The organism is Pseudomonas sp. TE3911, from assembly GCF_054062775.1.
Genome location: NZ_JBSSFP010000001.1, coordinates 4,521,866 through 4,548,090, shown reverse-complemented (window position 1 = coordinate 4,548,090; position 26,225 = coordinate 4,521,866). Strand labels below are relative to the sequence as shown.

Here is a 26,225-nt window from a genome sequence, read left to right as displayed (position 1 = left end):
CAAGCGTAATTCCCCCGAATGAGGAGCGTGCAGTGAAGTTTCTGGTGGTGTTGTTGCTAAGTCTTTTACCGGTATGGGCGCAGGCTGTTGAAGTGGGCGAGCGCCTTACTCCCTGGACCTTGCTCGATCAATTCGACCAAGCCTATACCCTCGATAACCATGCGCAGATTCTGCTGGTGGCGCGCAGCATGGACGCAGCGAAGCTGGTAGATGCGGCGCTGCAAGGCCAACCTAAAGGCTACTTAGAAGCACGGCATGCAGTGTTCGTCGCCGATATCCAGCGCATGCCTCGACTGATCGCCAAACTGTTCGCGGTACCCGCCATGCAATCCTACAACTACCGGGTCATGCTGGACCGTGACGCGCGTATCGCGCCGCGTTATCCCGCAGCGGCGGATAAAGTGCTGTGGCTGCAGCTGGAAAACGGTGCGTTGGTTTCTCAGCACGAATACGGCACTGCTGCCGAATTGCGCCAGGCCCTGGAGCAGGTGAGGCCGTGATCAGCGCCGCAGTGCTGGCGCCCACAACCCTGGGCATCGGCTGGCTGTTGTACGCGCCGGTGCTGCTATGGGCGATCCTGCGCTCGCCCTGGGTCGAGTTGTTTTCCGACCGGCGGCGCCAGCATTTGCTGTTCGGTACGGTGTTCGCACTGTTCATGTTGTGGCTGGTGCGGCGGGATTTCGACACTGGTGTGTCCTACCACTTTATTGGTATGACCGCCGTAACCCTGCTGCTGGATTGGCCCCTGGCCATCGTCGGTGGTTTTGCCGCCCAGTTCGGGTTAATGCTGCTTGGGCGCCAGGACCTGGCGGCCCTTGGCGTCAACGGCCTGCTGCTGGTCGTGCTGCCGGTGCTGATCACCGAAGGCTGTGCGCTTGTGGTCGAGCGGGCGCAGCCGCGCAATCCTTTCGTGTATATCTTTTGCTGCGGTTTTTTTGCTGCCGCGCTGTCGGCCTTGCTCTGCCTGTTACTGGGGTTGGGTTTGCTATGGTTTGACGGCCGTTTTGCCATGCCGGAATGGCTGGAAGATTTCGTCGGCTACCTGTGGCTGATCATCTTCCCAGAGGCCTTTATCAACGGCATGGTCATCAGCGCTCTGGTGGTGTTTTGCCCCGAATGGCTGGAGACCTTCAACCGCACCCGCTACCTCTCTGCGCCTTGGAAGGATGACGATTCGCAGCGTTGATCCAGATCAAACCCAGGGCGAGCGAGCAGGCCCATGCTCTGCCAAATTTTAGATAAGCAGGCGGGGAGCACGGATCATGGGTGTGTATGAGTGGGCACGGCAGGAGTTGCGAAAAAGCCAGGATGCGGCGCAGGAAATCGGTTTCGACCCAGGCCTGACCCTGCGGGCCATGCTCAGTGCGGTTGTGCAGCAGAGCAAGGGCGTGCGCAGTTTTGAAGACCTGGCCGACGAGCTGCAATACCTTGCAGAAAACCTCGACGACCAGAAGGAATATGCCTTTATGCGGCCTTAATGGCGAGGCGGCAGATCTTCGGAAAACAGCTCGTCTTCTGCGTCCGGGGCTACGGGGATCTTGTGTTCTTCAGCGGCCCAGGCGCCCAGATCGATGAGTTTGCAACGGTCCGAGCAAAACGGCCGGTTGAGATTGTCGGTTTTCCATTCCACGGGGGCGCCGCAGGTTGGGCAGTCGACGGTCAAGGGTTGGCTCATGATCGGCCTCCACGCAAAGTAAGGTAAAAGTGATGCAGTCGCTCGACCTCGCTGTGCAGCCAGGCGAGGTCCTGGTCATTGACCAGTACGTCATCGGCATGGTTCAGGCGGTCTTCACGGCTGGACTGAGCCTCTAGAATCGCCTGTACTTGCTGTTCGCTGATGCCGTCGCGCTGCAGGGTACGCTGAATCTGCACCGATTGCGGCACGTCGATCACCAGGATGCGCTGGGTCATGCTGTACTGGCCGGACTCGATCAGCAACGGCGACACCAGAATCGCGTAAGGCGAGCGCGCGCGCGCCAGGTGGCTGCGAATCTCCTCGCCGATCAGCGGGTGTAGCAAGCCTTCCAGCCATAGGCGCTCTTCAGGTACTTCAAAGATCAGCTTGCGCAACGCGGCGCGGTCCAGTTGACCGTCGGGCTGCAGCACGTGTGCACCAAAGTGCTCGGCGATGCGTGCCAGTGCCGGCCGGCCAGGCTCGACCACCCAGCGCGCGGCGTGGTCGGCGTCGACCAGGTCCACGCCCAGGTCGATAAAGTGCTGGGCCGCCGCGCTTTTACCGCTGCCGATGCCGCCGGTGAGGCCAAGAATCCAGGGTGTTGCAACAGAAGTGGTCATCTGAAACCGACAGACTGCAAATAGAAGTCGGTTATTTGACCACCCCAGAGCAATGCAATCCAGCCGGCAATTGCCAGATACGGACCAAACGGCATCGGGGCCGAAGCCTGAGTCTTGCGCACGCGCATCAGGATCAGCCCGATAACCACTCCCACCAGCGACGACATCAACAGTGTCATCGGCAAAATCTGCCAACCACCCCAGGCGCCTAGCAGTGCCAGTAACTTGAAGTCGCCGTGGCCCATGCCGTCCTTACCGGTGACCAATTTGAACAGCCAGAACACGCTCCATAAGCTCATGTAGCCGATCACTGTGCCCCAAAGGGCGTCGGGTAAAGTCGTCAGTAATTCAAAGCTGTTGACGATCAACCCCAGCCACAGCAATGGCAGCACCAGCACATCCGGCAGTAATTGGTGGTCCGCGTCGATCAGGCTCATTGCTAGCAACCCCCAACTCAATATCAGCACTGCTGCGGCTTGCCAGCCAAAGCCGAAATGTAGGGCGACCCAGGCCGAGATCAGCCCGCACGCAAGCTCGGTGAAGGGGTAGCGTGTGCTGATGGTTGCCTGGCAGTGGGCGCAGCGGCCTCGGAGTATCAGGTAACTGAGCACCGGGATGTTTTCCCACGGCCGGATCGGATGATCACAGTGCGGGCAGCACGAGTTGGGGTGCATCAGGTTGTAGGTCGGCCCGGCAGGCTCAGCAGGTAAACCGAGCACTTCGTGGGCCTGAGCACGCCATTCCCGTTCGAGCATTTTTGGCAGGCGCCACACGAGCACATTGAGAAAACTGCCGACGATCAGCCCCAGTACCGACGCTATCGCCACAAAGGCCCATGGGTGCTCACTCAACAGCAAATTCAAAATGCGCTCCCCAGTTGGAAGACCGGCAGGTACATGGCGATGACCAGCGTCGCGACAATCCCCCCCAGAACCACCATGATCAGCGGTTCCATCAGGCTGGTGAGGCTGTCGACTTGGTTGTCCACGTCGTTCTCATAGTGGTTGGCGACTTTTTCCAGCATCTGTTCCAGCATGCCCGATTCTTCGCCGATTGCTGTCATCTGAATCGCCATACTGGGAAACAGGCCGCTGTTGCCCATGGAGTGATTCAACTGCATGCCAGTGGATACATCGTGACGCATATGTTCGATTGCCTGTTTGAACGGGGCATTGCCCACGGCGCCGGCGACTGAGTCCAAAGCCTGTACCAGTGGAACACCGGCTGCAAAGGTGGTGGACAACGTACGGGCGTAGCGGGCCACTGCGGATTGTGTCAGCAGTTTGCCTGCCAAGGGCGCATTCAACAAACCGGCGTCGAGCCAGTAGCGAAAACGCGGCGAGCTCCGATAGGCCTTACGCAACCCCATGATTCCGGCGGCAATGCCCAACACCAGCATCCACCAGGCTTGCTGCACGAATGCCGACAAGGCGATCACCTGCAAGGTAAGCGTTGGCAGCTTACCGTCAACCCCGGCGAACAGGGTCTGGAACTGCGGAACTACGTGAACCAGCAGTATGCCGGTGACCAGGCTGGCAACCACCAGGACCGCAACGGGGTAGGTCATGGCCTTTTTAATCCTGGCATTGAGTTGCTCGCTCTTTTCGCGGTGGATCGCTACCCGGTCCAGCAGGGTCTCCAGCGCACCCGCTTGTTCGCCCGCGGCCACCAGGTTGCAGTACAGCTCATCGAAGTAGCGCGGTTGTTTACGCAACGCCTCGGCCAGACTAGTGCCGGCTGCGATGTGCTGTTTCAGGTCTTGTACCAGCTCACGCACCGCGCGGTTGTCGAAGCCTTCGTTGATGATGTCGAAGGCTTGCAGAAGGGGTATTCCGGCTTTGAGCAGAGTGGCCAGTTGGCGAGTGAGCAGCGTGATGTCAGTGGCTTTAACCGAATGAGTAAGGCTTGGCAGCATCGGGGAGTGCTTGCGCACACGGCCAGGGCTGATGCCTTGCTGGCGTAGTTGCGCCTTGACCAGGGCAGGGTTGTGAGCCTTGGTTTGCCCGGACACCCTGCGCCCTTTTCGGTTGATGCCTTCCCAAGCATAAATCGTTGAAGCGTTGTTCATGTCGCGGTTCCGCATATAAACCTTCGAAGATTTATAGCGTAGTCAGGTGACGGATTCGGGCGTGTCGAGGGCGCAGGATAAAATGTCAGAATGTGCGTCTTGTGCGCGATTGACCGCTTACGGGTGAGTACACTGGCGCCGCTGAAAAAAACGGGGTGCAGGACGCGCCTTGTCATGAGTTCTATTCTGGAGAGTGAATGTGATGAGTCAAAAAGGCTTTACCTTGATCGAGTTGTTGATCGTCGTGGCAATCATCGGCATTTTGGCCACCATCGGCCTCCCGATGTACACCACACACCAGGCCAAGGCCAAGTTCACTGCCGGCCTGGCTGAAATTACTGCCTTGAAGGCCGGCTACGAAGACACCTTCAATCAGGGCACCGTACCTACCGTGGCCTTGATTGGCGGCACGACCCCAACCGCCAACTGCAAGATCGATGTGGCAGGCGACGTCACGACGGGCGTGGGCTCCATCAGTTGCGAAATACTTGATGCGCCAGCGCCTGTGCTGGGCAAGACCATCAGCCTGACGCGCAGCGCCACCGGCTGGAAATGCACTACAACTGCTGAAGAGAAATATGCCGGCAAGGGTTGCGGCGCATAACTGCTAAACCATCCACAGGGAAGTAGAGGTGGCCGATGGCGTTATCCGTACAGCAGCGAGGCGGTGTGTTCCTGGTAGCAGTGGTGTGCTTGCTGACGATTGGGATCTGCGCACCGTTCAGTGGGCACGATCTGCAGCGCGTAGTGCAGATTGCCATCGGGGTCTGTGCGGTGCTGTATGGGCTGTCGGTTACCAGGCTTGAACCCTTGGTGGATAGGTTTACGGGCTGGGGCCTGGCGCTGGTTCTGGTGATGGGCATGGTGTCTTCGGTACTGGCCCATCAGCCGCTCTGGGCCTTCACCGAGGTGGCATTGTTTTTCAGTTGCGCTGCGATTGCCGTAGCGTTTGCCTTACTCCGGCGCCACGGCGGTGAGCCGATGGATCGTGTGCTGATACTGGTTGTGGTGCTGCTGTGCCTGATCAAAACCATCCAATATCTGTATGCCGGTGCGCTCGCATTCACCAGTGGTGCACGCACGCTGGATCCAGACCTGTTGCTGTCAGGCTTTTCCAACAAGCGCTTCTACGGTCAGTTCCAGACATTCACCCTGCCGTTACTGGTGCTTCCCCTGCTGATACCCAATATCTCCCGCGCCCTGCGAGGTGCGGCGTTTGCTTTGTTGTGCGTCTGGTGGCTGATTGCGATAAGCGGTGGTACGCGCGGTACATGGCTAGGGATGGGCGCGGCGGGTTTACTGCTGGCGCTGCTGGGGCCCTGGGGGCGACGCTGGATGGGGTGGCAGTTGGCCGCTGTCGCAGGCGGCCTGTTGTTGTACTGGCTGGTATTTACGGCGCTGGCCGACCACTTGGGGATTGTGCTTTCCAGTGGAGCCGGTGATCGCCTCACCACCTCGCTGTCTGGGCGTGGTCCAATCTGGTGGCAGGCATGGCATATGCTTGTCGAGCGGCCATGGCTCGGGTTCGGGCCGATGCATTTTGCTGATATTGCCAACGAGATCGCCGCCCATCCGCATCAGTCCGTTTTGCAATGGGCCAGCGAATGGGGTGTGCCGTCGGCACTCTGCGTGGCGGTGTTGGCGTGGCGTTCCGGATGGGCCACGCTTGGTGTGCTGCGTGAGAGGGCGCTGTCTGCCGAGCGCGTTGATCTGTTGCGCTTATGTCTGTTTGCAGCGTTGGTCGGCGCCTTGGTGCAGTCCATGGTCGACGGCGTGATCGTGATGCCCATTTCCCAAGTCTGGCTGGCACTGACAATCGGCTGGCTAATGGCGCTGCATGTGTGGGGCGCCTCGGCAACGGTTGCGCTACCGCTGGTTGGGTGGGCTTGGAAAGTACTGAGTGTGCTGGCCGTTGGTCTGTTGATTGCGATTGCACTTCGCGATGTCCCTCACATCGCGCAAGCCCAGCAGCAATACCTGAGTGACCATGGAAATCACCTGCAACCACGTTTCTGGGCCCAGGGGGTCATTGCTCGCTGAGGGGTGTAAGTTGCCGGACGCCCGATGCGGTGCTAGCTTTAGCCCATCGCCCGTGTAGCTCAGTTGGTAGAGCAGCGCACTCGTAACGCGAAGGTCGCAGGTTCGATTCCTGTCTCGGGCATAAAGGCGCTACTGTTTTAGATGCAGTGTTTAAACGGCAACGTTTTCAGATGATCCCAGAATGGTTCTGAAGGCCAGACGAGTCGGCATTCATGCCCGCTCTTTTGTATCTGCGCAACCTTGATGACCCAGATGCATCCCCATTCCTCGATCTAAGAGAACAACATGACCACGACTGAAATGACCCAGGAAGTTCGACATCAAGCAGCCCTCGAAAAATACATCGGGGAATCGCCGCAGCTCAAAGAAGAGATCAAGGACCTGAGCGCCGATGATCAGCGCGACCAGATCCAGTGGGCATTCGAGGACGAGGCCGAGAGCCAGGGCCTCCAGCCTTGGGAGTTGACCCTCAAGTACACCTCGACACCGGAAGAGTTCGAAGCCGCACGGCTGGCCTTGCACAAAGAGGCGGCCGAGGTGCTGGGTGTTGATTGGGAAGAGTATTGCGAGATGAATAACCTGGTCGTCTGACGCCGACGTACTTGTGTGGTGTGCGGGGCAGCCCGCTCACCACAATCAAGCATCAAATATTGACCTCAGATGCTCAGTCGCATAGACAAGTCCACCGCCTTAACATCCTTGGTCATCGCGCCGATGGAGATGTAGTCCACTCCGGTTTCAGCGATGGGCAGCAGGGTGCTTTCATTGATCCCGCCACTGGCTTCCAGCTTCGCCTTGCCGCCGTTCAGGCGCACGGCTTCACGCATATCTTCCAGGCTCAATTCATCCAGCATGATGATGTCGGCGCCCGCTGCCAGTGCTTCGCGTAGTTCGTCCAAGCTTTCCACTTCGATTTCCACCGGCTTGCCGGGCGCGATTTTGTGGGCGGCGGTAATGGCTTGGGCGATACCACCGCAGGCCGCGATGTGGTTTTCCTTGATCAGGAACGCGTCATACAAGCCAATCCGGTGGTTGTGGCAGCCACCACAGGTCACGGCGTATTTCTGCGCCAGGCGCAGGCCGGGCAGGGTTTTTCGGGTATCCAGCAGCTTGACCTGGGTGCTGGCGACAAAATCTGCGAGGAACCGGGCGCGTGTGGCGACCCCGGACAGCAACTGCAGGAAGTTCAGGGCAGAGCGTTCGCCGGTGAGCAACGAGCGCGCCGGGCCTTCGAGGTGGAACAGGGCTTGGTTGGGGCTGACGCGCTCGCCGTCGGCCACTTGCCAGTGCACGGCGACCCTTGGGTCCAGTTGGCGGAAGACTGCGTCTACCCAGGCCGTACCGGCAATCACAGCGATATCGCGGGTAATGATGGTGGCGGTGGCCAGCCGTTCGGTCGGGATCAACTGCGCGGTGATGTCGCCGCTGCCGATGTCTTCCAGCAGTGCACGGCGCACGTTGGCTTCGATTTCGGCGGTGAGGTCGGCAAGACGGAGGTTCGGCATAACAGGCTCCACAAACAAAGTGCCCCGATTATAGGGGTAGCGTGCATTCGAACCCAGAGTCACCGCTGATTTACCACGCAATGTCAGAGGGTGCTGGCGCAACGGCCCTCATTTGCAAGATAATCCTGCGCCTTGCAATTGGCGTCATAGCTTTGACGTCCTGGTGATGAGCGGTTTCCACAGCGCCCAACGGGCCTGTACCCGATCTTTCCCCAACTCAATACCGCCGTTTCAGGAGGCCAGGATGCACAATGACGGAAAGGTGGTGCCAATCAACAGGGCACACGCCACGCCATCGCCGCTCGCGCGCCTGCCGGTGGTACTGCTGCAGGTTCGCGACAGAGCCGCGCAACAGTTGCAGCAGGGGCTGCAGGAATTGTTCGATAACGCCGACGACACGTTGTTCGAGATGGCCGACAAGGCCCGCAGCAACGTGGATCACCATATTTTCTTTGAAGCGATGCGCGACCTGCGCCTCAAGCGCAAGAATTTCGAGCGCGTGTTCATGGAGCGGTTATTCCAAGCCTTTGGCGGCCTGGGTCAGGCGGGGAGGGGCGAGCTTCAGATGGTGCCGGTGATGTCCTATGACACGGCGCCAAGTTCATCCAAGGATGAATTGGAAAAAGCCGTGGCACTTGAGGCCATGGTCGGCCGGGTGCGCAACCGAGACGGCCTGGCGCTTGGGCAGTTGACCGCGCGCTTGAGTGCCTTGCTGGGCAATAACCTGGATGATCGTGAAAACCCTTTGGGCCCGGCGCTACTGTGCGAGTTTTTCCTGCGTGCGGGGCGCAGTTTGGGTGTGGAGATCCGCGTCAAACTGATCATGCTCAAACTGTTTGAAAAATACGTGCTCAGTGACGCCGACCAACTCTACGGGGAAGCCAACCAGTTGCTGGGCGCCACCGGCGTATTGCCGGAACTCAAGGCTGTACCCTCCCGTCGTCCCGGCGAGCGCGCCGCTCGTGATTACCAGCGTGAAGCAGCATTACCCAGCGCGGAGCAACCCGTCGACGAGAATGGCCAGCAAGCCTTCGCCGCTTTGCAGGCGCTGTTGGCCCCCGTGCGCGGTAGCGTGTCGCCTACGCTTGAGGCCAGCGCAGAACCCCAGCCCATCGCCACCCGCGACCTGTTGCGGCTGTTGTCCCATTTGCAGCAGTACGTGCCGGAACCGGAAGTCGAAGATGATTTCGACCTGCGTAACCAGCTTGAGCAATTGCTCACCCGTGTCAGCGTCAAAAGTGGCAAGTCGCGGGTCGTGGAGGATGCGGACGAAGATGTAATCAACCTGATCGCCTTGCTGTTCGAATTTATCCTCAACGACCGCGCCGTGCCGGACGCCTTCAAGGCTTTGATCGGCCGACTGCAGATCCCACTGCTGAAAGTGGCGGTGCTGGACAAGAGTTTTTTCAGCCGTGCCAGCCACCCAGCGCGGCGCCTGTTGAATGAAATTGCCACGACCGCCATGGGCTGGAGCCCGGTCGCTGACTACCAGCGCGACAGTCTGTATCTGCGCATCGAGCAGGTGGTTCAGCGTTTGCTCAATGAGTATGTCGAAGACCCGGCGATTTTTTCCCTGTTGCTGACTGAGTTCAATGCGTTTACCGCTGATGAGCGTCGGCGCTGCGAGTTGCTTGAGCAGCACACTCGCGACGCCGAAGAAGGGCGCGTGCGCACTGACGCGGCGCGAGCACGGGTGGCCGAGGTGCTCAATCGACGGCTATTGGGCAAGGTTTTACCGCGAGCTGTGGTGCTGTTTCTGCAACAGGCCTGGAGTCAGGTGCTGTTGCTGGCCAGCCTCAAGTACGGCGAGCAGTCGGTGCAATGGCAAGCAGCGCTGCGCACCATGGATGAGCTGATCTGGAGTGTGAGCCTGCCGCAAGACACCGAAGCCGGGGGCCATTTAGCAGAGCAGTTGCCGGGCTTGCTCAAGGCCCTGCGCGACGGGTTGACCAGCGCAGCCTTCGACCCCTTCAGCACCCGTGATTTTTTTGTTCGTTTGCAGGCCCTGCATGTCCAGCCGACCGAGGGTGTCGATGGGTTGATCGAAGTGCGCGAACCTTTAGTGCTCAGCACAACGCCGCCTGGTTCAGTTGAAGATCTCCCGGCGGATGATCCGGACCTGCTCAAGGTTTACAAATTGCGGATCGGTGACTGGGTCGTGTTCCAGCCAGGGCAGCCCAGCGCTCTGCGGTGCAAGCTGATGGCGATCATGGCACCGGCCAATACCTACGTTTTTGTTGGCCGCACCGGGCTCAAAGTCCTGGATAAAAGTGCAGGCCAACTGGCGCTGGCGTTCAAGCGTGGGGCGCTTTACATCCTGGATGATGGACCGCTGTTCGAGCGAGCACTGGCGGCAGTGGTGGGGCAACTGCGTCAACTCAATCGCGGCAAGTGATCGCAACCACGGGGTCGAACGCGGCATACTGGTCACACTTAGTCACGTTCAAGGATCCTGTATGCAGTTGGACCCCGCCAGCGGTTGGTGCCAGGGCATTCGCCATTGCCCTTCGCCCAACTTCAACGAGCGCCCCACAGGCGAAATCTCACTGTTGGTGGTGCATAACATCAGCCTGCCACCGGCGCAGTTCGCCACTGGCAAGGTGCAGGAGTTTTTCCAGAATCGCCTGGATGTCACGGAACATCCCTACTTTGAAGGGATTGCAGAGCTACGGGTGTCTGCGCATTTTCTGATTGAGCGCGACGGCGCGGTGACGCAGTTTGTGTCCTGCATCGACCGCGCCTGGCATGCCGGGGTTTCATGCTACGAAGGGCGTGAAACCTGTAATGACTTTTCCTTGGGTATAGAGCTGGAAGGCACGGATGACCTGCCCTTCACCGACGCCCAATATAGGTCGCTGATCGACCTTACCCTTCAGTTGCTGGCAGCCTATCCCGGTATTACGCCGCAGCGCATATGCGGTCACAGCGATATCGCCCCGGGGCGCAAGACCGATCCCGGCCCCGCTTTTGATTGGACGCGCTTTCGCAGCGCTCTGCAGGATGGAGGACACGCACGATGAGTTTTCTGGTATTGGTGCTGGCGGTGTGGATCGAGAAGTTCTCGGCCATGCGCCAGCGATTGCAGCGTGACGGCGGCTGGTTGCGTGAATTGGCCAAGTTGGAGTCGAGCCCGCGCCTGGGCAAGCAACCTTGGCTGATTCTGGTCCTGTTGGTGTTGCTGCCGGTGGCGTTGCTGGCGTTGTTGCTGCTGGTGCTGGAACCAGTGGCCTATGGCTTGTTGGCGCTACCGGTGCACCTGCTGGTGGTGATCTACAGCTTGGGCCGTGGTGATCTGTTGGCCGGGCTCGGGCCGTTTCGCGACGCCTGGCGCCGGGGTGATCTGCAAGCTTCCGAGCACGTGGCCGAGCGCGACCTGAAGCTGGGTGCCGACAGCGGTGAGCAACTGCTGGAACGCGTTCAGGGCCATTTGTTGTGGCAGGCTTACCAGAGCTTTTTCGCAGTGATTTTCTGGTACTTCCTGTTGGGGCCGGTCGCTGCACTGGCCTATCGGCTTTTGGCCCTGGCCAGTGAGCACAGCCAGAACCCACTGGTGGCCGAACGCGCCGGGCAATTGCGTCATGCGTTTGACTGGTTGCCGGTGCGCCTGCTGGCGGCCAGCTTTGCCTTGGTGGGCAATTTCGTCGCGGTCAGTCGTGTCATGCTTCACGAGCTGCTGAACTGGGACATCAGCGCCGCGCAACTGGTGGAAAAAGTCGGCCTGGTCGCTGCTGAAATCCCGCCGCCGGTGGTAGGTGCAGACGGCATCAATAGCCTGGATCGGCTTTGGGAGCTGCTGCTGCGCGCGGCAGTGCTGTGGTATGCCGGTTTCGCCATTTGGACTGTGCTGCCTTGACCCTCCGACAGGAGCGAGTCCTTCGCTCCTGTCGTTAACCTTAAGTTACAAAACTCCCTTTCAAATTGAGCTATATAGACAGAGCGCCAAATAGTGGCTTTCTGCCGCCGCCCTGCGCCTCAATAAAAATAAAAGAAAAGGGAGTTCACCTGTGAAGAGCTTGCTCTATCCCGCCATCGCGCTGATGAATCGCCTGAGCTTCGGTATGAAGTTCAGCCTGATCAGCGTGCTGTTCCTGCTGCCGATGCTCGCGACCAACTATTACCTGGTGCGTGATTCCTGGCGCGAATTCCAGGGCACCCGTGTCGAACTGCAAAGCCTTGATCTGCTCGGCAGCAGCCTGGCCCTGCGCCGAGATCTGGAGACCCTGAATAACCAGGTGCAGATCAACGCAACCCTCGGCCAGTCCGGCAAAGCCGGTGACCTTGAGGCCAAGATCGACGCCTTGGAGCAGAGCGTGCTCACCCGTTTGCAAGGCCTCAACCCGATGGCCACCGAGCCCGAGCAAATCACCGTGTTTGAAGGCAAGCGCGACGAACTGATCGCCGCCTTCAAGGCCCAGCAACAGGAAACTTCGTTGCTGAGCAAAAGTGCGCTGATCGGCAAGTTGCTGAATAAAGCGCAGATGCTCAGCCAGATCATTGCCAGCCAATCCGGCTTGAGCCGTGACCCGCAGAGCGATTTACGACAACTCAGCGAACTGATCACCAGTGTCACCCCCCAAGTCACTCAAACCCTGGGAGAGGGGCGGGCGATGGGCGCTTACTCTCTGGGACAGGGCTTCCTCAATTCCTCCTCAAGCACCCGTTTTGACGAACTGCTGCAACAGCTGGAAAAACTCCAGGCCGAATACGGCTTAAAATTGCAGGACGCCCTGGGCTCCAGCAAAGCCGCTCACGCTGCGCTTGATGGCTTGGCGAAGGCCAGCAACGCCAGCCTCAAGCAAGGCAGCGAGTTGTTTGAAGAGCAGGTGGTCATGGCTGAAACCCTCGAAGCTCCTTGGCAGGCTTTCTACGACAGCGTCAGCCAATTGATGGCCAAGACCTATCAGCTCGATGACGCCACCCTGAGTTTTCTCGGGCAGCAACTGGATCAGCGCCTGGCGCAAAACCGTACACACATGGTGGTACTGGTCTCGGCACTGACAGCGGTATTTCTGCTGATCTTCTATCTGTACGCAGGCTTCTACGCCTCGACGCGCACCACCCTGCGACGCCTGGGGGCGATGATGGACAAGGTGGCGGCCGGCGACATGACCGTCACGTTTGTTGCCCAAAGCCGCGACGAGCTGGGCGATCTCGGCCAGGTGTTCAACGGCACCGTGGCGAAAATCCATGACTTGATCGAACGCGTCGGTCACACCGTCAGCCAGGTCGAACTGCAGGCCGGACAAGTGGAAACAGTTTCGGCCCGCAGCAATCAAGCGGTCTCTGGCCAGCGCACGCAAATCGAACAAGTGGCGACGGCCATGAACCAGATGTCGGCCACCGCCCAGGAAGTGGCGCGCAGTGCGGCCGCGGCGGTCAGCAGTGCTCACAGCGTTAACGATGAAACCGTAAGTGGCCGTGGCCTGGTGCAATCCCAGCAGAGCAGCATTGCGCGGCTGGCCTCAGAGATAGATTTGTCAGTGGGGGTCATCAACCAACTGGCCACTGACAGCCAGTCGATCAGCAGCGTGTTGGAAGTCATTAAAAGCATCGCCGAGCAAACTAACCTGCTGGCGCTCAACGCGGCGATTGAGGCCGCGCGGGCTGGTGAGCAGGGACGCGGTTTTGCGGTGGTGGCCGATGAAGTGCGCACGCTGGCTCGGCGCACTCAGCATTCCACCGAAGAAATCGAACAGATGATCAGCCGCCTGCACAGCGGTGTCGGCGCGGCAGTGAAGGCCATGGGCACCAGCCATGAAATGGCCAGCGGTACCGTCGGCCAATCGGAAAAGGTCCAGCAGGCGCTGGAAAATATCCTCGGCGCCGTCGGCATGATCGTCGACCAGAACCAGCAAATCGCTGCCGCCGTGGAACAACAGACTGCCGTCGCCCACGATATCGACCAGAACATCGTCGAAATCAATCGGGCCGGCGAACATGCGGCCCAAGGCGCACATCAGACCGAGGCGGCAAGCCGGCAGCTCTCATTGCAGGTGATCGAGTTGAAGCAATTGATCGGGGCCTTTCGCGTGTAAGGGGGCGGAGTAGGATTGGTCTTCTGGTGATGTAGTTCTCGTCTGGATTTCTCTGGGTGCCTTTTTTGTTCGCGGGAATGAGTGAGAATTTATTTCACTCAATCCCGCTTAAGGGGAGGCACGACGATGACCACCGCCGCTGGCATCAAGGGGCACTGCGCCCATTGCGACATCACGTTTGAACTCAAGCCCTGGCAACTGAATGCCATCGCCATCGAAGAACCCTTCGACTGCCCCTACTGTCAGCATGTGTTGGAACTGAACTGCCCACGGCAATTGCGCCACTTCAAAGCGCTGGACCACTGGGCGCTGGTACGCCCGAGCATGGCGATATTGACCAGCGTGGTGCTGATCGTGGCACTTGTGACTGAATGGGTGGGGCTGATCAGCGTGATCGGCCAGCTCAACGTGTCACTGTTGGTGCTGTTGGTGCATTTCCTGGTGCTGCGCTACGCCCGCCATCGGCAGCGAATGACCCTTAACCTGCAAGCAGTGATCCCGGCCTTACCACTTGAACAGCTCCCACGCATTGCGTGTGCTCGCCTCGGCCAGCAATAGCGGGCTGGTGCCCATGCGTTCGGCGAGGGCGGTGCAGATCTCGGGCAGGTGCTCAGGGCTATTGCGCTGGCCTGGGTACATGGCCGGTGCCATGTCGGGGGCGTCGGTTTCCAGTACCACCGCGTCCAGCGGCAATTGCGCCAGCACCTTGTGCATGCGCAAAGCCTGGGGCCACGTGGCGGCACCGCCGAGGCCGAGCTTGAAGCCCAGCTTGATGTACTCGTGGGCTTCCTCCCGGCTTCCGGCGAACGCGTGGATGATGCCACCTCGTGGCAGGCGGATGCGCTTGAGGGTGGCGATCACGGCTGCGTGGCTGCGGCGTACGTGCAGCAGCGCCGGCAGTTGGAAGTCCACGGCCAGTTTGAGCTGGGCTTCGAACAGGCTCTGCTGGCGTTCGCGGTCCAGGTGTTCAAGGAAGTAATCCAGGCCAATTTCGCCCACCGCACACAGTTGCCGGTGGCCGTGCAGGCGGCTCAGCCAGTCGCCCAATGCCGTGAGGTCGGCGGGACGGTGGTCGTCCAGGTACACCGGGTGCAAGCCGAAAGCCGCGAACAATCCTTCATCCGCCTGCACCAGATCCCACAGTCGCTGCCAATTTTGCTGATACACCCCCAACACCACCATGCGTTGCACCCCGAGTGTACGGCTGCGGGCGAGGACTTGCGGGCGATCGTTGTCGAAGTCCGGGAAGTCCAAGTGGGTATGGGTGTCGATCAGCTCCACGCTCAGGCCTCGTGGATCCGCTGTTTGAAGGTCCGGCCGATCGCATGCACGCCCGGTTGGTACTGTTCTTCTTCAATCGCGGCCAAGGCCAGGCGCAAGGCAGCGTCGGCAATCAGTTGATGTTGCTGGGCCATGGCGTTGACCGGCAGCGGCAGAAAATCCAGCAGTTGGGTGTCACCAAAGGTGCCCAAGCGCAGCGGGCGCGACTTGAGTGGGAAGTCATGCAGCGCGTCAAACACACCCTGCAAGAGCACGTAGGACGTGGTCACCAGTGCGTCAGGCAAATGCCCCAGTCGTTGCAGTAGTTGTTCCATCAACTGTCTGCCGCAATCACGGCTGAAGGATTCGCCGTGTTCGACGATCACCTCGCCTGTGAAGCCTTGCAGCGCTTCACGAAAACCATCGGCACGCTCCTGGCTGATGTTCAGCTCAGGCCGTGCGCCGATCAGCACGATCTGTTTGGGCAGTGGTTGCAGCAGGCTGCTGGTCAGTTGTTGGCACGCCTGGCGGTCGTCGCTGACCACTGAGCAGAACTGGTCTGGTTCCATCACCCGGTCGATAGCGATCACCGGTAAACCTTTGGCTTGCAGCTCGCGGTAGCTGTTATCGCTGGCGGGCAGGCAACTGGCCACGAACAACGCATCGCAACGCCGCGCGCGGAACAGTTGCAGCAGTTGGCGCTCGCTGTCCGCCTCATCGTCGGAACTGGCGATCAGCAACTGGTAGCCGCGCGCGCGGGCGCCTTGTTCCAATAGCTTGGCGATTCGTGCGTAACTGGGGTTTTCCAAGTCGGGCAGAATAAAGCCCAAGGTGCGCGTGTGCCGACTTCGCAGCCCGGCGGCTTGGGGGTTGGGCGTAAAACCATGGGCTTCGACCACGGCACGCACTCGCTCAACGGTGGCGTTGCTGATGCGTTGCTGTTCGGCCTTGCCATTGATGACGTAGCTGGCGGTGGTCACGGACACACCGGCTAGACGCGCGATATCACTGAGTTTCAAACCGGGATTTCCTTGTTTTTTGGAGCTTGCCCCGACATTTTTTCCAATCGTAACCGATTCCAGCCTACGACCCATGTTCCAGCTCAAGTGCCGAGTGGTCCTTCAAGGATGCACAATTAACGCGTAATCTGCCTTAAATTCTAGATTAAACGTTTCAGCCAGCGTATTTTTACGACGTTCGCTACTGAGTGCCTACTGCCAATTGACTACTCAGTCAGTTATTACCGAACGCCTCTACACTGTTTTATTCAAAACAATACCTAGTGCACCCATTGCACTAACTAGGAGAACGGCATGCTTGAGCTCACTGTAGAGCAGATATCCATGGGCCAAGTGGCTGCGGATAAATCTGCTGCCTTGCACCTGCTCGCTGACAAACTGGTGGCTGATGGCCTGGTCGCCGAGGGATACCTCAGCGGCTTGCAAGCCCGTGAAGCCCAAGGCTCGACCTTTCTCGGCCAGGGTATTGCCATCCCCCACGGCACTCCCGAAACCCGCGACCAAGTGTTTTCCACCGGCGTGCGCCTGTTGCAGTTCCCCGAAGGGGTGGACTGGGGCGACGGTCAGATTGTCTACTTGGCCATCGGCATTGCCGCCAAGTCCGATGAACACCTGCGCCTGCTGCAACTGCTCACCCGCGCCCTCGGTGAAACCGATCTGGGCCAGGCCTTGCGCCGTGCTGGCAGCGCTGAAGCGTTGCTGAAACTGCTGCAAGGCGCCCCGCAGGAGCTGGCGCTGGACGCGCAGATGATCAGCCTGGGCGTGTCCGCCGATGACTTCGAAGAGCTTGTCTGGAGAGGCGCACGCCTGTTGCGCCAGGCCGATTGTGTGAGCAATGGTTTCGCCGCTGTGTTGCAGCAGGTCGATGCGTTGCCCCTGGGCGATGGCTTGTGGTGGTTGCACAGCGAGCAGACGGTCAAGCGCCCTGGTCTGGCGTTCGTCACGCCCGACAAACCCATGCGCTATCTCGGTCAGCCGCTCAATGGCCTGTTCTGCCTGGCCAGCCTGGGCGAAGCCCATCAGGCGTTGCTTGAACGCCTGTGCGCGCTGTTGATCGAAGGCCGAGGCCAGGAATTGGGTCGCGCCACCAGCAGCCGTGAGGTACTCGAAGTGCTGGGAGGTGAACTGCCGCCGGACTGGCCGAGTGCCCGCATCACCCTGGCCAACGCCCATGGCCTGCACGCGCGGCCGGCGAAGATCCTCGCGCAATTGGCAAAAAGTTTTGAAGGCGACATCCGTGTGCGCATCGTCGATGGCCCCGTGGGCGCCGTGTCGGTGAAGAGCCTGAGCAAGTTGCTCAGCCTGGGCGCCCGTCGCGGCCAGGTGCTGGAGTTTGTCGCCGAGCCGACCATTGCTGGTGATGCGCTGCCCGCGCTGTTGGCGGCAGTAGAAGAGGGCCTGGGTGAAGAGGTCGAGCCATTGCCGACCGCGAGCGCCCAGCCTGCCATCGTTGAGGCCGAACCCACGCTCAGCGCACCGCTGGCCGGCAGCCAGGTCCAGGCCATCGCCGCTGCGCCCGGCATTGCCATCGGCCCTGCGCATGTGCAGATCCAGCAAGTGTTCGATTACCCGCTGCGCGGTGAGTCCTCGGCCATTGAGCGCCAGCGCCTGCAAGATGCACTCGCTGAGGTACGCCGCGATATCCATGGCCTGATCGAGCGCAGCCAATCCAAGGCGATTCGCGAGATTTTTATCACCCACCAGGAAATGCTCGACGACCCGGAACTCACCGATGAAGTCGACACCCGTCTCAAGCAAGGCGAAAGCGCCGAAGCCGCCTGGATGAGCGTGATCGAAGCCGCCGCCAAGCAGCAGGAGTCGTTGCAGGATGCTCTTCTCGCTGAACGCGCCGCCGACCTGCGTGATATTGGTCGGCGGGTGCTGGCCCAACTGTGCGGTGTCGAAACCGCCCAAGAGCCTACCGAGCCCTACATCCTGGTGATGGACGAAGTCGGCCCTTCAGACGTTGCCCGTCTGGACCCGGCTCGCGTTGCCGGCATTCTCACCGCCCGTGGTGGCGCTACGGCCCACAGCGCTATCGTCGCCCGTGCCCTTGGCATCCCCGCGCTGGTCGGCGCCGGTCCGGCCGTGTTGCTGCTGGCTTCCGGCACGCCGCTGTTGCTGGATGGCCAGCGCGGTCGCCTGCACGTGGACGCCGACGCCGCCACCCTGCAACGCGCTACCGTCGAGCGCGACACCCGCGAACAACGCTTGCAAGCCGCCTCGGCCCAGCGTCACGAGCCAGCTGTCACCCGTGACGGCCACGCCGTGGAAGTGTTTGCCAATATTGGCGAGAGCGCAGGTGTTGCCAAAGCGGTCGAGCAGGGCGCCGAAGGCATTGGCCTGTTGCGCACCGAACTGATCTTCATGGCCCACCCGCAAGCCCCGGACGAAGCCACCCAGGAAGCCGAATACCGCCGCGTTCTCGACGGCCTCGACGGGCGCCCGCTGGTGGTGCGCACCCTTGATGTGGGCGGCGATAAACCGTTGCCTTACTGGCCGATTGCCGAGGAAGAAAACCCCTTCCTCGGTGTGCGTGGCATTCGCCTAACGCTGCAACGCCCGCAGATCATGGAGGCGCAATTGCGCGCGCTGTTGCGCTCGGCGGATAACCGTCCCCTTCGCATCATGTTTCCCATGGTCGGCAGCGTGGATGAATGGCGCGCAGCCCGGGACATGACCGAGCGCCTGCGCCTGGAAATCCCGGTGGCCGACCTGCAACTGGGCATCATGATCGAAGTGCCATCCGCTGCGTTGTTGGCGCCGGTGCTGGCCAAAGAGGTCGACTTCTTCAGCGTTGGCACCAACGACCTGACCCAGTACACCCTGGCCATCGACCGTGGCCACCCGACCTTGTCGGCCCAGGCCGATGGCCTGCACCCGGCAGTACTGCAACTGATCGATATCACCGTGCGTGCGGCCCATGCCCATGGCAAATGGGTCGGCGTATGCGGCGAGCTGGCGGCAGACCCGCTGGCGGTGCCGGTGCTGGTCGGGCTGGGTGTGGATGAGTTGAGTGTGTCCGCCCGCAGCATTCCTGAAGTGAAGGCGCGGGTGCGTGAATTCAGTCTGAGCGAGGCCCAGGGCCTGGCGCAAAAAGCACTGGCGGTGGGTTCTCCTGCTGAAGTGCGTGCCCTTGTGGAGGCCGTGTAAATGGCAAGGATTCTAAGCCTGACGCTGAACCCGGCGTTGGACCTTACGGTGCGCCTGCCGCGCCTGGAACCCGGTGAAGTCAACCGCAGCGACACCGTGCTCACCCATGCCGCCGGCAAGGGTGTGAATGTGGCGCAAGTGTTGGCAGATCTTGGGCATCAGGTGACCGTGGGCGGCTTTCTGGGGGAGGACAATCCTCAAGCTTTTGAGGCCCTGATCGCGCGCCGTGGTTTTGCTGACGCGTTTATCCGCGTCCCCGGCGAAACCCGCAGCAATATCAAGATTGCCGAGCAGGACGGCCGGGTCACCGACATCAACGCGCCAGGGCCGCTGGTCAGTGAGCAGGCGCAACAGGCGTTGCTCGATCAACTCACGCGAATTGCCCCCGGGCATGACGCGGTGGTGGTCGCCGGCAGCTTGCCTCGCGGCGTCACCCCGCAGTGGTTGCATGGGGTGTTGGTGCAGTTGAAACACCTCGGTTTGAAAGTCGCGCTGGACACCAGCGGCGAAGCGTTGCGCGCCGGTTTGCAGGCGGGCCCATGGTTGGTCAAACCCAATACTGAGGAACTCGCCGACGCTCTGGATAACGCTGCGGATGCCATCAGCCAACTGCATCAACAAGGTGTGGAACATGTGGTGGTCTCCGACGGTGCCGCAGGCGTGAGCTGGTACAGCTCGGGCGCCACACTGCATGCGACGCCGCCCAAGGTCGCGGTGGCCAGCACCGTAGGCGCCGGCGACTCGCTGCTGGCCGGCATGCTCCACGGTCTGCTCAGCGGCGAAGCCCCCGAGCACACCCTGCGCCGCGCCACTGCGATTGCTGCGATGGCGGTGACGCAGATCGGTTTTGGCATCAGCGATGACGCGCAGTTGGCGCACCTCGAAAGCGGCGTCCTCGTACGCCCGCTGACAGAACAATAAGAGGGTTTGTGATGAAGTTAGCCATTGTTACTGCCTGCCCGAACGGCATGGTCACCAGTGTGCTGTGTGCCCGCTTGTTGGACGCTGCCGCGCAACGCCAGGGTTGGAGCACCAGCGTTGAAGTGGTGGATGTGCAGCACCCGGAACGCGCGCTGTCCCAGGCGACCATCGACGCTGCCGAGTGGGTGTTGCTGGTCAGCAGCACGCCGGTGGATATGCAGCGCTTTGTTGGCAAGCGCGTGTTCCAGAGCACGCCGGCCCAAGCGCTGGCGGATGTTGAAGCGGTATTGCGGCGGGGCGCTGAAGAAGCACTGGTGCATGTCGCCAGCCAAGCGCCAGCGGCGTCGAAGCAGGCACCGCGTATCGTCGCGGTTACCGCTTGCCCCACTGGCGTGGCCCATACCTTCATGGCCGCCGAAGCCTTGCAGCAGACGGCCAAGCGCCTGGGCTATGACTTGCAGGTCGAGACCCAAGGCTCGGTCGGCGCACGCACGCCGCTGAGCCCGGAGGCTATCGCCAACGCGGACGTGGTGTTGCTCGCGGCGGACATTGAAGTCGCCACCGAGCGCTTCGCCGGCAAGAAGATCTACCGCTGCGGCACCGGCATTGCCCTCAAGCAATCCGAAGCGACCCTTAACAAGGCCTTGGCCGAAGGCGCCGTGGAAAACGCGGGCAACGCTGCCGTGGCCAAGAAAGAAAAAACCGGCGTGTACAAACACCTGCTCACCGGGGTGTCGTTCATGTTGCCGATGGTGGTGGCGGGCGGCTTGTTGATCGCTTTGTCGTTTGCCTTTGGCATTCACGCGTTCGAGCAGGAAGGTACTTTGGCGGCCGCGTTGAAAACCGTCGGCAACAGCGCCTTTACGCTGATGGTGCCGCTGTTGGCGGGTTATATCGCGTACTCGATTGCCGACCGTCCGGGTATCGCACCGGGTATGATCGGCGGCCTGTTGGCCGGCACGTTGGGGGCGGGGTTTATCGGCGGCATCCTTGCCGGTTTCCTGGCGGGTTACTGCGTCAAGCTGATCACCCGTGCTGTGCAATTACCGCAAAGCATGGAGGCGCTCAAGCCGATCCTGATCATCCCGTTGCTGGCGAGCCTGATTACCGGCCTGGCGATGATCTATCTGGTGGGCCCGCCTGTGGCGCGCATGCTGACCAGTCTCACGGATTTCCTCAGCACCATGGGCACCACCAATGCGGTGCTGTTGGGCATCCTGCTGGGCGGCATGATGTGCGTGGATCTGGGCGGGCCGATCAACAAGGCAGCCTATGCGTTTTCGGTGGGTTTGCTGGCAGCGTCCAGTGGGGCGCCGATGGCCGCGACCATGGCCGCCGGCATGGTGCCGCCGATTGGCATGGGCATCGCAACGTTCCTGGCGCGTCGTAAATTTGCCCAGACCGAGCGCGAAGCCGGCAAGGCCGCGATGATCCTTGGCCTGTGCTTTATCTCTGAAGGCGCGATCCCGTTTGCGGCTAAAGACCCGCTGCGGGTGATCCCGGCCTGCATCGCCGGTGGCGCGTTGACTGGCGCTTTGTCGATGTATTTCGGCTGCAAACTCGCCGCGCCCCATGGTGGGCTGTTTGTGCTGGTGATCCCGGGTGCGATCAACCACGCGCTCTTTTACCTGTTGGCGATTGTCGCGGGTAGCCTGTTGACCGGTTTGGTCTATGCCGTGATCAAACGTCCTGAAACGGTGGAACTGGCTGTCGCACCGGTGTCATAAGCGCGTGCTTAAGTGGCCCTTTTGATACTCAAGAGGGCACCTGCATGAGCCATTTCGATCTGGGCCGGCGCCGTGTGATGCAAGTCGTCGGCGCCGGCCTTTTGCTGCCGGGTCTGGCGCCGGCGGTGATTGCTTCGGTGAAGGACCGGCCGCAACTCACCGACGGCGTGCAGTCCGGCGACCTACTGGGCGACCGCGCCCTTATCTGGAGCCGCAGCGACCGCCCGGCGAGGATGGTGGTGGAGTGGGACACCCGTAGCGTGTTCAGCAACCCACGCCGATTCATCTCGCCTTTGGCCGACAACCGCAGCGACTTCACCGCCCGCGTCGAACTCACCGGACTGCCCGCCGACCAGGCGATCTTCTATCGTGTGCACTTCGAAGACGCGCAAACCGGTGTCGCCAGCGAGCCGTGGTTCGGCCACCTGCGCAGCGTGCCGCAACAGCGTCGCGACATCCGGTTTGTGTGGAGTGGCGACACCGTCGGCCAAGGCTTCGGCATCAACCCGGACATCGGCGGCATGCGCATCTACGAAGCCATGCGCCTGCGCCTGCCGGACTTCTTTATCCACAGCGGCGACACCATCTACGCCGACGGCCCGGTGCCGGCGCAACTGCCCACCGAAGGCGGACGCATCTGGCGCAATATCACCACCGAGGCCAAGAGCAAAGTTGCTGAAACCCTCGACGAATACCGCGGCAACTACCGCTATAACCTGCTGGATGAAAACGTACGCCGCTTCAATGCTGAAGTGCCGCAGATCTGGCAGTGGGACGACCACGAGGTTGTGAACAACTGGTCGCCCAGCAAGCAACTCGATGAGCGTTACCAGACCAAGGACATCAACACCCTGGTCGGTCGTGCGCGCCAGGCCTGGTTGGAATATGCGCCGATGCGTTTGCAGCGCGCCGATGGCGGCGGGCGGATTTATCGCAAGCTAAGCTACGGGCCGCTGCTGGATGTGTTTGTGCTGGATATGCGCAGCTATCGCGGCGGCAACGATGACAATCTGGGCGGTGAAAAACCCTTCCTTGGCAGCGAACAGCTGGACTGGCTCAAGCGCGAACTCAAGGCTTCGACGGCGCAATGGAAAGTGATCGCCGCCGACATGCCCATTGGCCTGGGTGTGCCCGACGGTGAAGTCACCCCCGGCGTGCCGCGCTGGGAGGCGATTGCCAATGGTGACCCCGGCCCGGCGCAAGGGCGCGAGCTGGAAATCGCCGAACTGTTGGCATTTCTGCGCGCGCAGAAGGTACGTAATCATGTGTGGCTGACGGCGGATGTGCACTACTGCGCGGCGCATCACTATCACCCGGATCGGGCGGCGTTTCAGGATTTTGAGCCGTTCTGGGAGTTTGTTGCCGGGCCTTTGAATGCGGGCAGCTTCGGCCCGAACCCCTTGGATAAAACCTTTGGCCCTGAGGTGGTGTTCGAGAAGGCCCCACCCGCGCAGAACACCTCGCCGTTTGCCGGGTTTCAGTTTTTTGGCGAAGTGCAGATTGATGGGCAGACAGCGGAGTTGACTGTGACTTTGCGCGACCTGGATGGGGTCTCGGTATTCCAGCAAAAACTGCAACCGGTCTGACTTGAAATGCACTCTAAATGAGGGAGGAGGCTTGCCCCCTCCCTCATTGGATCACATCAGTAGACATCCCGGCGGTAGCGGCCTTGTTCGATCAAGCGCTCCACCGCTTCACTTCCCAGTATGTCGACCAGCGCCTGATCCACCCCGGCCGCCATCCCCTGCAAACTTCCGCACACGTAAATCGCTGCGCCATCGGCCAGCCATTTGCGCAGCACATCGGCCGATTCGCGCAGGCGGTCCTGCACGTAAATCTTCTCTTCCTGATCGCGGGAGAATGCCAGGTCCAGCAACGCCAAATCACCGCTGGCCAGCCAGCCTTGCAGTTCGTCCTGGCACAGGTAGTCGTGGGCGATATTGCGTTCGCCGAACAGCAGCCAGTTGCGCTGCTGGCCATCGGCAATCCGCGCCTTGAGCAAGCTGCGCAAGCCCGCCAGGCCGGTGCCATTGCCCAGCAGGATCAGCGGCACTGGGACGTTCGGCAGGTGGAAGCCACTGTTACGCCGCAGGCGCAGGCTGATGCCCGTGCCGAGGGCTGCGTGTTCGGTGAGCCAGCCGGAACCCAGGCCCAGGCTGCCGTCGGGGTGGCGTTCCTGGCGCACGATCAACTCCAGCACGCCGTCGCTGGCAATCGAGGCGATGGAGTATTCGCGCATGCCCAAGGGCGCCAATGCGTTCACCAGCGCCTGGGCATGCATGCCCACCAGATGCGCACGGTTTCCCGGCAGTTGGCGCGTGGCCAGGGCTTGAGCGAGTGGAGTGGACAAACCGTCGATCAACACGCCATCGGTGCCGGTAAGGCCAAGCCCACTCAGGAAGTGCTCAATGGCCCATGGGCAGTTGCGGGGCAGCACTTCTACCAAATCGCCGGCTTGCCAGCTTTGTGGCGAAGGCGGGGTGAGGCCGAGCAGGTAAACGTCCGAGCCCGTGCTGTTGCGGTTGAGCAGGCTGCGTTGGGTGAGTGTCCAGTGTTCGTACTGGGCCGTCGGCCATGCAGCGGCCGGTGCCTGACCGGTTAACTGTCCGAGCTCTTGTTGCCAATGCAGCAGCGCGGCCGTGTCGCCGCTGTCCACTTCCACCGGGGCGAACAGCGGGTTGCCGCCCTGGTTGGTCAGCCAGAAATGCAGGCGCCGGGCAAAGCCGCAGAAGTGTTCGTACTGACGATCACCCAGGGCCAGCACCGAGTAATTCAGGCCCTTGAGGGACAGGTCCTGGCCGAGCACTGAGCGTTCAAAACCACGGGCGTTGTCCGGGGCTTCGCCGTCGCCGAAGGTGCTGACCACGAACAGCGCATTTTCTGATTGGCGCAGGTCGTCCTGGCTCACACTGCCCAAGGACTGCACTTTCACTGGCAGGCCAGCTGCCTGCAATTGTCCGGCGGTCTGCCAGGCCAGTTGCTCGGCAAACCCGCTCTGGCTGGCAAAGCCGATCAGCCAGGCCGGAGCGTCGCTGTGGTTGGCGCTTAGGCCGTTGCGGGCGTCGCGCACCTGGCGTTTTTTGCGGCGACGGTCCAGGTACAGCAACCAGCCAGTGATGAAGAACAGCGGCATCAGCAATGAGCTGACGGTAAGGATGATTCGCCCGGCCAGGCCGAAGTAACTGCCGGTGTGCAGCGCATAGATGCTGGTCAGCAACTGCGCCTTGAAGCTTTTGCTGGCGTACTGGTCATGGGATTTGACCTCGCCGGTGGCCGGGTCCAGGTTGATCTGGTTGAGGGCACGGTCATGGGGCGAGTCTTTCAGCAGGTAGTAGACGGTCGCCGGTTGCCCTGCAACGGCGGGCATGCGGATGTTATAGGCATTCAAACCCGGGCCGGCCTGGCTGTAGATGCTGCTCCACATCGCGTCATAGTTGGCTACCGGTGCTGGGCCTTCCGGCGGCGGGCCGCGCTTGCGCATCCGCTCGGTTTGCGGCGCATCGGACAGCAGTTTGTTCAGGCCCTGGCTGTACCAGTCATAGGACCAGGACAACCCGGTGAGCGCCGCGAGCAAGTACGCCAGCAGGCACCAGGTGCCGAATACCGAGTGCAGGTCCCAGTTGAAACTGCGGCCTTTTTTGCGCCAGTCCAAGGTCAGCCACACACGCCAGTTTGCCACCTGGCGCGGCCAGCGCAGGTACAGGCCGGACAGGCAGAAAAACACCAGGATCAGCGTGCAGGCGCCCGTGATATTTCGCCCGGTTTCACCCATGGCGAGGAAGCGGTGCAGTTGCAGGATAAAACCGAAGAAGTCCTGGCCAACCGCGTCGCCCATGTAGTCGCCGGTGTAGGGATCGAAGTAGCGCAGTTGGCCACGTCGCTCACCCGGCGGTGGGGTAAAGAACACGCGCGCGGCGTTGCCACTTTCGCTTTCCACGAACAGCATGGACACGGTCTTGCCTTCGGTGGCTTCCAGTTTGCGCACCAGTTCGGCAGGCGGAAGCACGCCGGCTTCGCGTTTTTCTACGCTCAGTACGTGGGGGTTGAGAGCCCGCAGTAGTTCATCCTGGAACGAGACCGCAGCCCCGGTGATCCCCATCAAGGCCAGCACCAGCCCGGCAGTAATGCCGAAAAACCAGTGCAACTGGAACAGGGTTTTCTTCAACACGTCTGACCGCCTCGTCTATCTGGGTATGTAGGGC

Annotated in this window: 23 protein-coding genes and 1 tRNA gene; 16 read left to right on the top strand and 8 right to left on the bottom strand. The window is 61.0% G+C overall.

Translation table 11 applies throughout. The annotated features are described in order from the left end of the window. Window positions 1–32: 32 nt before the first annotated feature. The 3 genes from ACVWXD_RS20660 (at window position 33) to ACVWXD_RS20650 (ending at window position 1,478) form a co-directional block, all read left to right on the top strand. Window positions 33–500, top strand: a complete 468-nt coding sequence (locus ACVWXD_RS20660; protein ID WP_032886190.1) for a hypothetical protein — start codon at window positions 33–35, stop codon at window positions 498–500. Next, window positions 497–1,186 carry an energy-coupling factor ABC transporter permease gene (locus tag ACVWXD_RS20655; RefSeq protein WP_457371287.1) on the top strand — a complete coding sequence of 230 codons (690 nt, stop codon included), beginning with the start codon at window positions 497–499 and terminating at the stop codon, window positions 1,184–1,186. The genes ACVWXD_RS20660 and ACVWXD_RS20655 overlap by 4 nt, the downstream gene beginning before the upstream one ends. A gap of 76 nt (window positions 1,187–1,262) precedes the next feature. Continuing rightward, complete coding sequence (locus ACVWXD_RS20650) at window positions 1,263–1,478, top strand: hypothetical protein (RefSeq protein WP_181642864.1); 216 nt, start codon at window positions 1,263–1,265, stop codon at window positions 1,476–1,478. Here ACVWXD_RS20650 and yacG read toward each other — a convergent pair. The 4 genes from yacG to ACVWXD_RS20630 are packed head-to-tail and all read right to left on the bottom strand — an operon-like array spanning window position 1,475 to window position 4,363. After that, window positions 1,475–1,675 (bottom strand): DNA gyrase inhibitor YacG, encoded by a 201-nt coding sequence (yacG, locus tag ACVWXD_RS20645; RefSeq protein WP_032886193.1) that lies wholly within the window; start codon window positions 1,673–1,675, stop codon window positions 1,475–1,477. The genes ACVWXD_RS20650 and yacG overlap by 4 nt on opposite strands. Further along, window positions 1,672–2,295 carry a dephospho-CoA kinase gene (coaE, locus tag ACVWXD_RS20640; protein ID WP_181642863.1) on the bottom strand — a complete coding sequence of 208 codons (624 nt, stop codon included), beginning with the start codon at window positions 2,293–2,295 and terminating at the stop codon, window positions 1,672–1,674. The genes yacG and coaE overlap by 4 nt, the downstream gene beginning before the upstream one ends. Beyond that, entirely contained in the window at window positions 2,292–3,158 is an 867-nt protein-coding gene (locus ACVWXD_RS20635) for a prepilin peptidase (RefSeq protein ID WP_032886195.1), read from the bottom strand. The genes coaE and ACVWXD_RS20635 overlap by 4 nt, the downstream gene beginning before the upstream one ends. Then, window positions 3,155–4,363, bottom strand: coding sequence for a type II secretion system F family protein (locus tag ACVWXD_RS20630; protein WP_260367744.1), 1,209 nt, complete (start codon window positions 4,361–4,363; stop codon window positions 3,155–3,157). The genes ACVWXD_RS20635 and ACVWXD_RS20630 overlap by 4 nt, the downstream gene beginning before the upstream one ends. A gap of 202 nt (window positions 4,364–4,565) precedes the next feature. On the opposite strand from ACVWXD_RS20630, the gene ACVWXD_RS20625 reads away from it, so the two are divergent. The 4 genes from ACVWXD_RS20625 to ACVWXD_RS20610 all read left to right on the top strand — a co-directional run bounded on the left by ACVWXD_RS20625 (window position 4,566) and on the right by ACVWXD_RS20610 (window position 6,994). Further along, entirely contained in the window at window positions 4,566–4,967 is a 402-nt protein-coding gene (locus tag ACVWXD_RS20625; RefSeq protein WP_095183799.1) for a pilin, read from the top strand. Between the two features lie 35 nt (window positions 4,968–5,002). After that, window positions 5,003–6,403 (top strand): O-antigen ligase family protein, encoded by a 1,401-nt coding sequence (locus tag ACVWXD_RS20620; RefSeq protein ID WP_122755575.1) that lies wholly within the window; start codon window positions 5,003–5,005, stop codon window positions 6,401–6,403. Between the two features lie 48 nt (window positions 6,404–6,451). Then, a tRNA-Thr gene (locus tag ACVWXD_RS20615) sits at window positions 6,452–6,524 on the top strand. 164 nt (window positions 6,525–6,688) lie between these two features. Continuing rightward, window positions 6,689–6,994 carry a DUF6388 family protein gene (locus ACVWXD_RS20610; RefSeq protein ID WP_032886199.1) on the top strand — a complete coding sequence of 102 codons (306 nt, stop codon included), beginning with the start codon at window positions 6,689–6,691 and terminating at the stop codon, window positions 6,992–6,994. A 65-nt stretch (window positions 6,995–7,059) separates the two neighbouring features. Here ACVWXD_RS20610 and nadC read toward each other — a convergent pair whose 3' ends face one another. Beyond that, on the bottom strand, window positions 7,060–7,908 hold the full coding sequence (nadC, locus tag ACVWXD_RS20605; protein ID WP_032886200.1) for a carboxylating nicotinate-nucleotide diphosphorylase: 849 nt from the start codon (window positions 7,906–7,908) through the stop codon (window positions 7,060–7,062). Window positions 7,909–8,152: 244 nt separating this feature from the next. Between nadC and ACVWXD_RS20600 the strand changes: the two genes are divergently transcribed. The 5 genes from ACVWXD_RS20600 (at window position 8,153) to ACVWXD_RS20580 (ending at window position 14,501) form a co-directional block, all read left to right on the top strand. Then, window positions 8,153–10,303, top strand: coding sequence for a DUF1631 domain-containing protein (locus ACVWXD_RS20600; protein WP_457371286.1), 2,151 nt, complete (start codon window positions 8,153–8,155; stop codon window positions 10,301–10,303). Between the two features lie 61 nt (window positions 10,304–10,364). Further along, window positions 10,365–10,928 (top strand): 1,6-anhydro-N-acetylmuramyl-L-alanine amidase AmpD, encoded by a 564-nt coding sequence (ampD, locus tag ACVWXD_RS20595; RefSeq protein WP_099601103.1) that lies wholly within the window; start codon window positions 10,365–10,367, stop codon window positions 10,926–10,928. Continuing rightward, entirely contained in the window at window positions 10,925–11,761 is an 837-nt protein-coding gene (gene ampE, locus ACVWXD_RS20590; protein WP_095183802.1) for a regulatory signaling modulator protein AmpE, read from the top strand. Before ampD ends, ampE begins: the two co-directional genes overlap by 4 nt. Before the next feature lie 151 nt (window positions 11,762–11,912). Then, complete coding sequence (locus ACVWXD_RS20585) at window positions 11,913–13,943, top strand: methyl-accepting chemotaxis protein (protein WP_181642860.1); 2,031 nt, start codon at window positions 11,913–11,915, stop codon at window positions 13,941–13,943. A gap of 126 nt (window positions 13,944–14,069) precedes the next feature. Next, window positions 14,070–14,501, top strand: a complete 432-nt coding sequence (locus ACVWXD_RS20580; protein WP_032886205.1) for a hypothetical protein — start codon at window positions 14,070–14,072, stop codon at window positions 14,499–14,501. Here ACVWXD_RS20580 and ACVWXD_RS20575 read toward each other — a convergent pair. Continuing rightward, window positions 14,448–15,224, bottom strand: coding sequence for a TatD family hydrolase (locus ACVWXD_RS20575; protein WP_099601105.1), 777 nt, complete (start codon window positions 15,222–15,224; stop codon window positions 14,448–14,450). The genes ACVWXD_RS20580 and ACVWXD_RS20575 overlap by 54 nt on opposite strands. Before the next feature lie 2 nt (window positions 15,225–15,226). Then, the gene (gene cra, locus ACVWXD_RS20570) at window positions 15,227–16,222 is read right to left on the bottom strand and encodes a catabolite repressor/activator (protein ID WP_095183806.1); all 996 of its coding nucleotides are present in this window, start codon (window positions 16,220–16,222) and stop codon (window positions 15,227–15,229) included. Window positions 16,223–16,516: 294 nt separating this feature from the next. Between cra and ptsP the strand changes: the two genes are divergently transcribed. The 4 genes from ptsP to ACVWXD_RS20550 are packed head-to-tail and all read left to right on the top strand — an operon-like array spanning window position 16,517 to window position 23,609. Next, on the top strand, window positions 16,517–19,375 hold the full coding sequence (ptsP, locus tag ACVWXD_RS20565) for a phosphoenolpyruvate--protein phosphotransferase (RefSeq protein ID WP_457371285.1): 2,859 nt from the start codon (window positions 16,517–16,519) through the stop codon (window positions 19,373–19,375). Then, entirely contained in the window at window positions 19,376–20,296 is a 921-nt protein-coding gene (gene pfkB, locus ACVWXD_RS20560; protein WP_032886209.1) for a 1-phosphofructokinase, read from the top strand. It abuts the gene before it with no gap. An 11-nt stretch (window positions 20,297–20,307) separates the two neighbouring features. Next, window positions 20,308–22,023: a PTS fructose-like transporter subunit IIB gene (locus ACVWXD_RS20555; RefSeq protein WP_457371284.1), complete on the top strand. Its 1,716-nt coding sequence runs from the start codon at window positions 20,308–20,310 to the stop codon at window positions 22,021–22,023. A gap of 44 nt (window positions 22,024–22,067) precedes the next feature. Next, window positions 22,068–23,609 (top strand): alkaline phosphatase D family protein, encoded by a 1,542-nt coding sequence (locus ACVWXD_RS20550; RefSeq protein ID WP_457371283.1) that lies wholly within the window; start codon window positions 22,068–22,070, stop codon window positions 23,607–23,609. Window positions 23,610–23,665: 56 nt separating this feature from the next. Here ACVWXD_RS20550 and ACVWXD_RS20545 read toward each other — a convergent pair whose 3' ends face one another. Continuing rightward, the gene (locus ACVWXD_RS20545; protein ID WP_181642859.1) at window positions 23,666–26,191 is read right to left on the bottom strand and encodes a PepSY domain-containing protein; all 2,526 of its coding nucleotides are present in this window, start codon (window positions 26,189–26,191) and stop codon (window positions 23,666–23,668) included. Window positions 26,192–26,225: the final 34 nt, after the last annotated feature.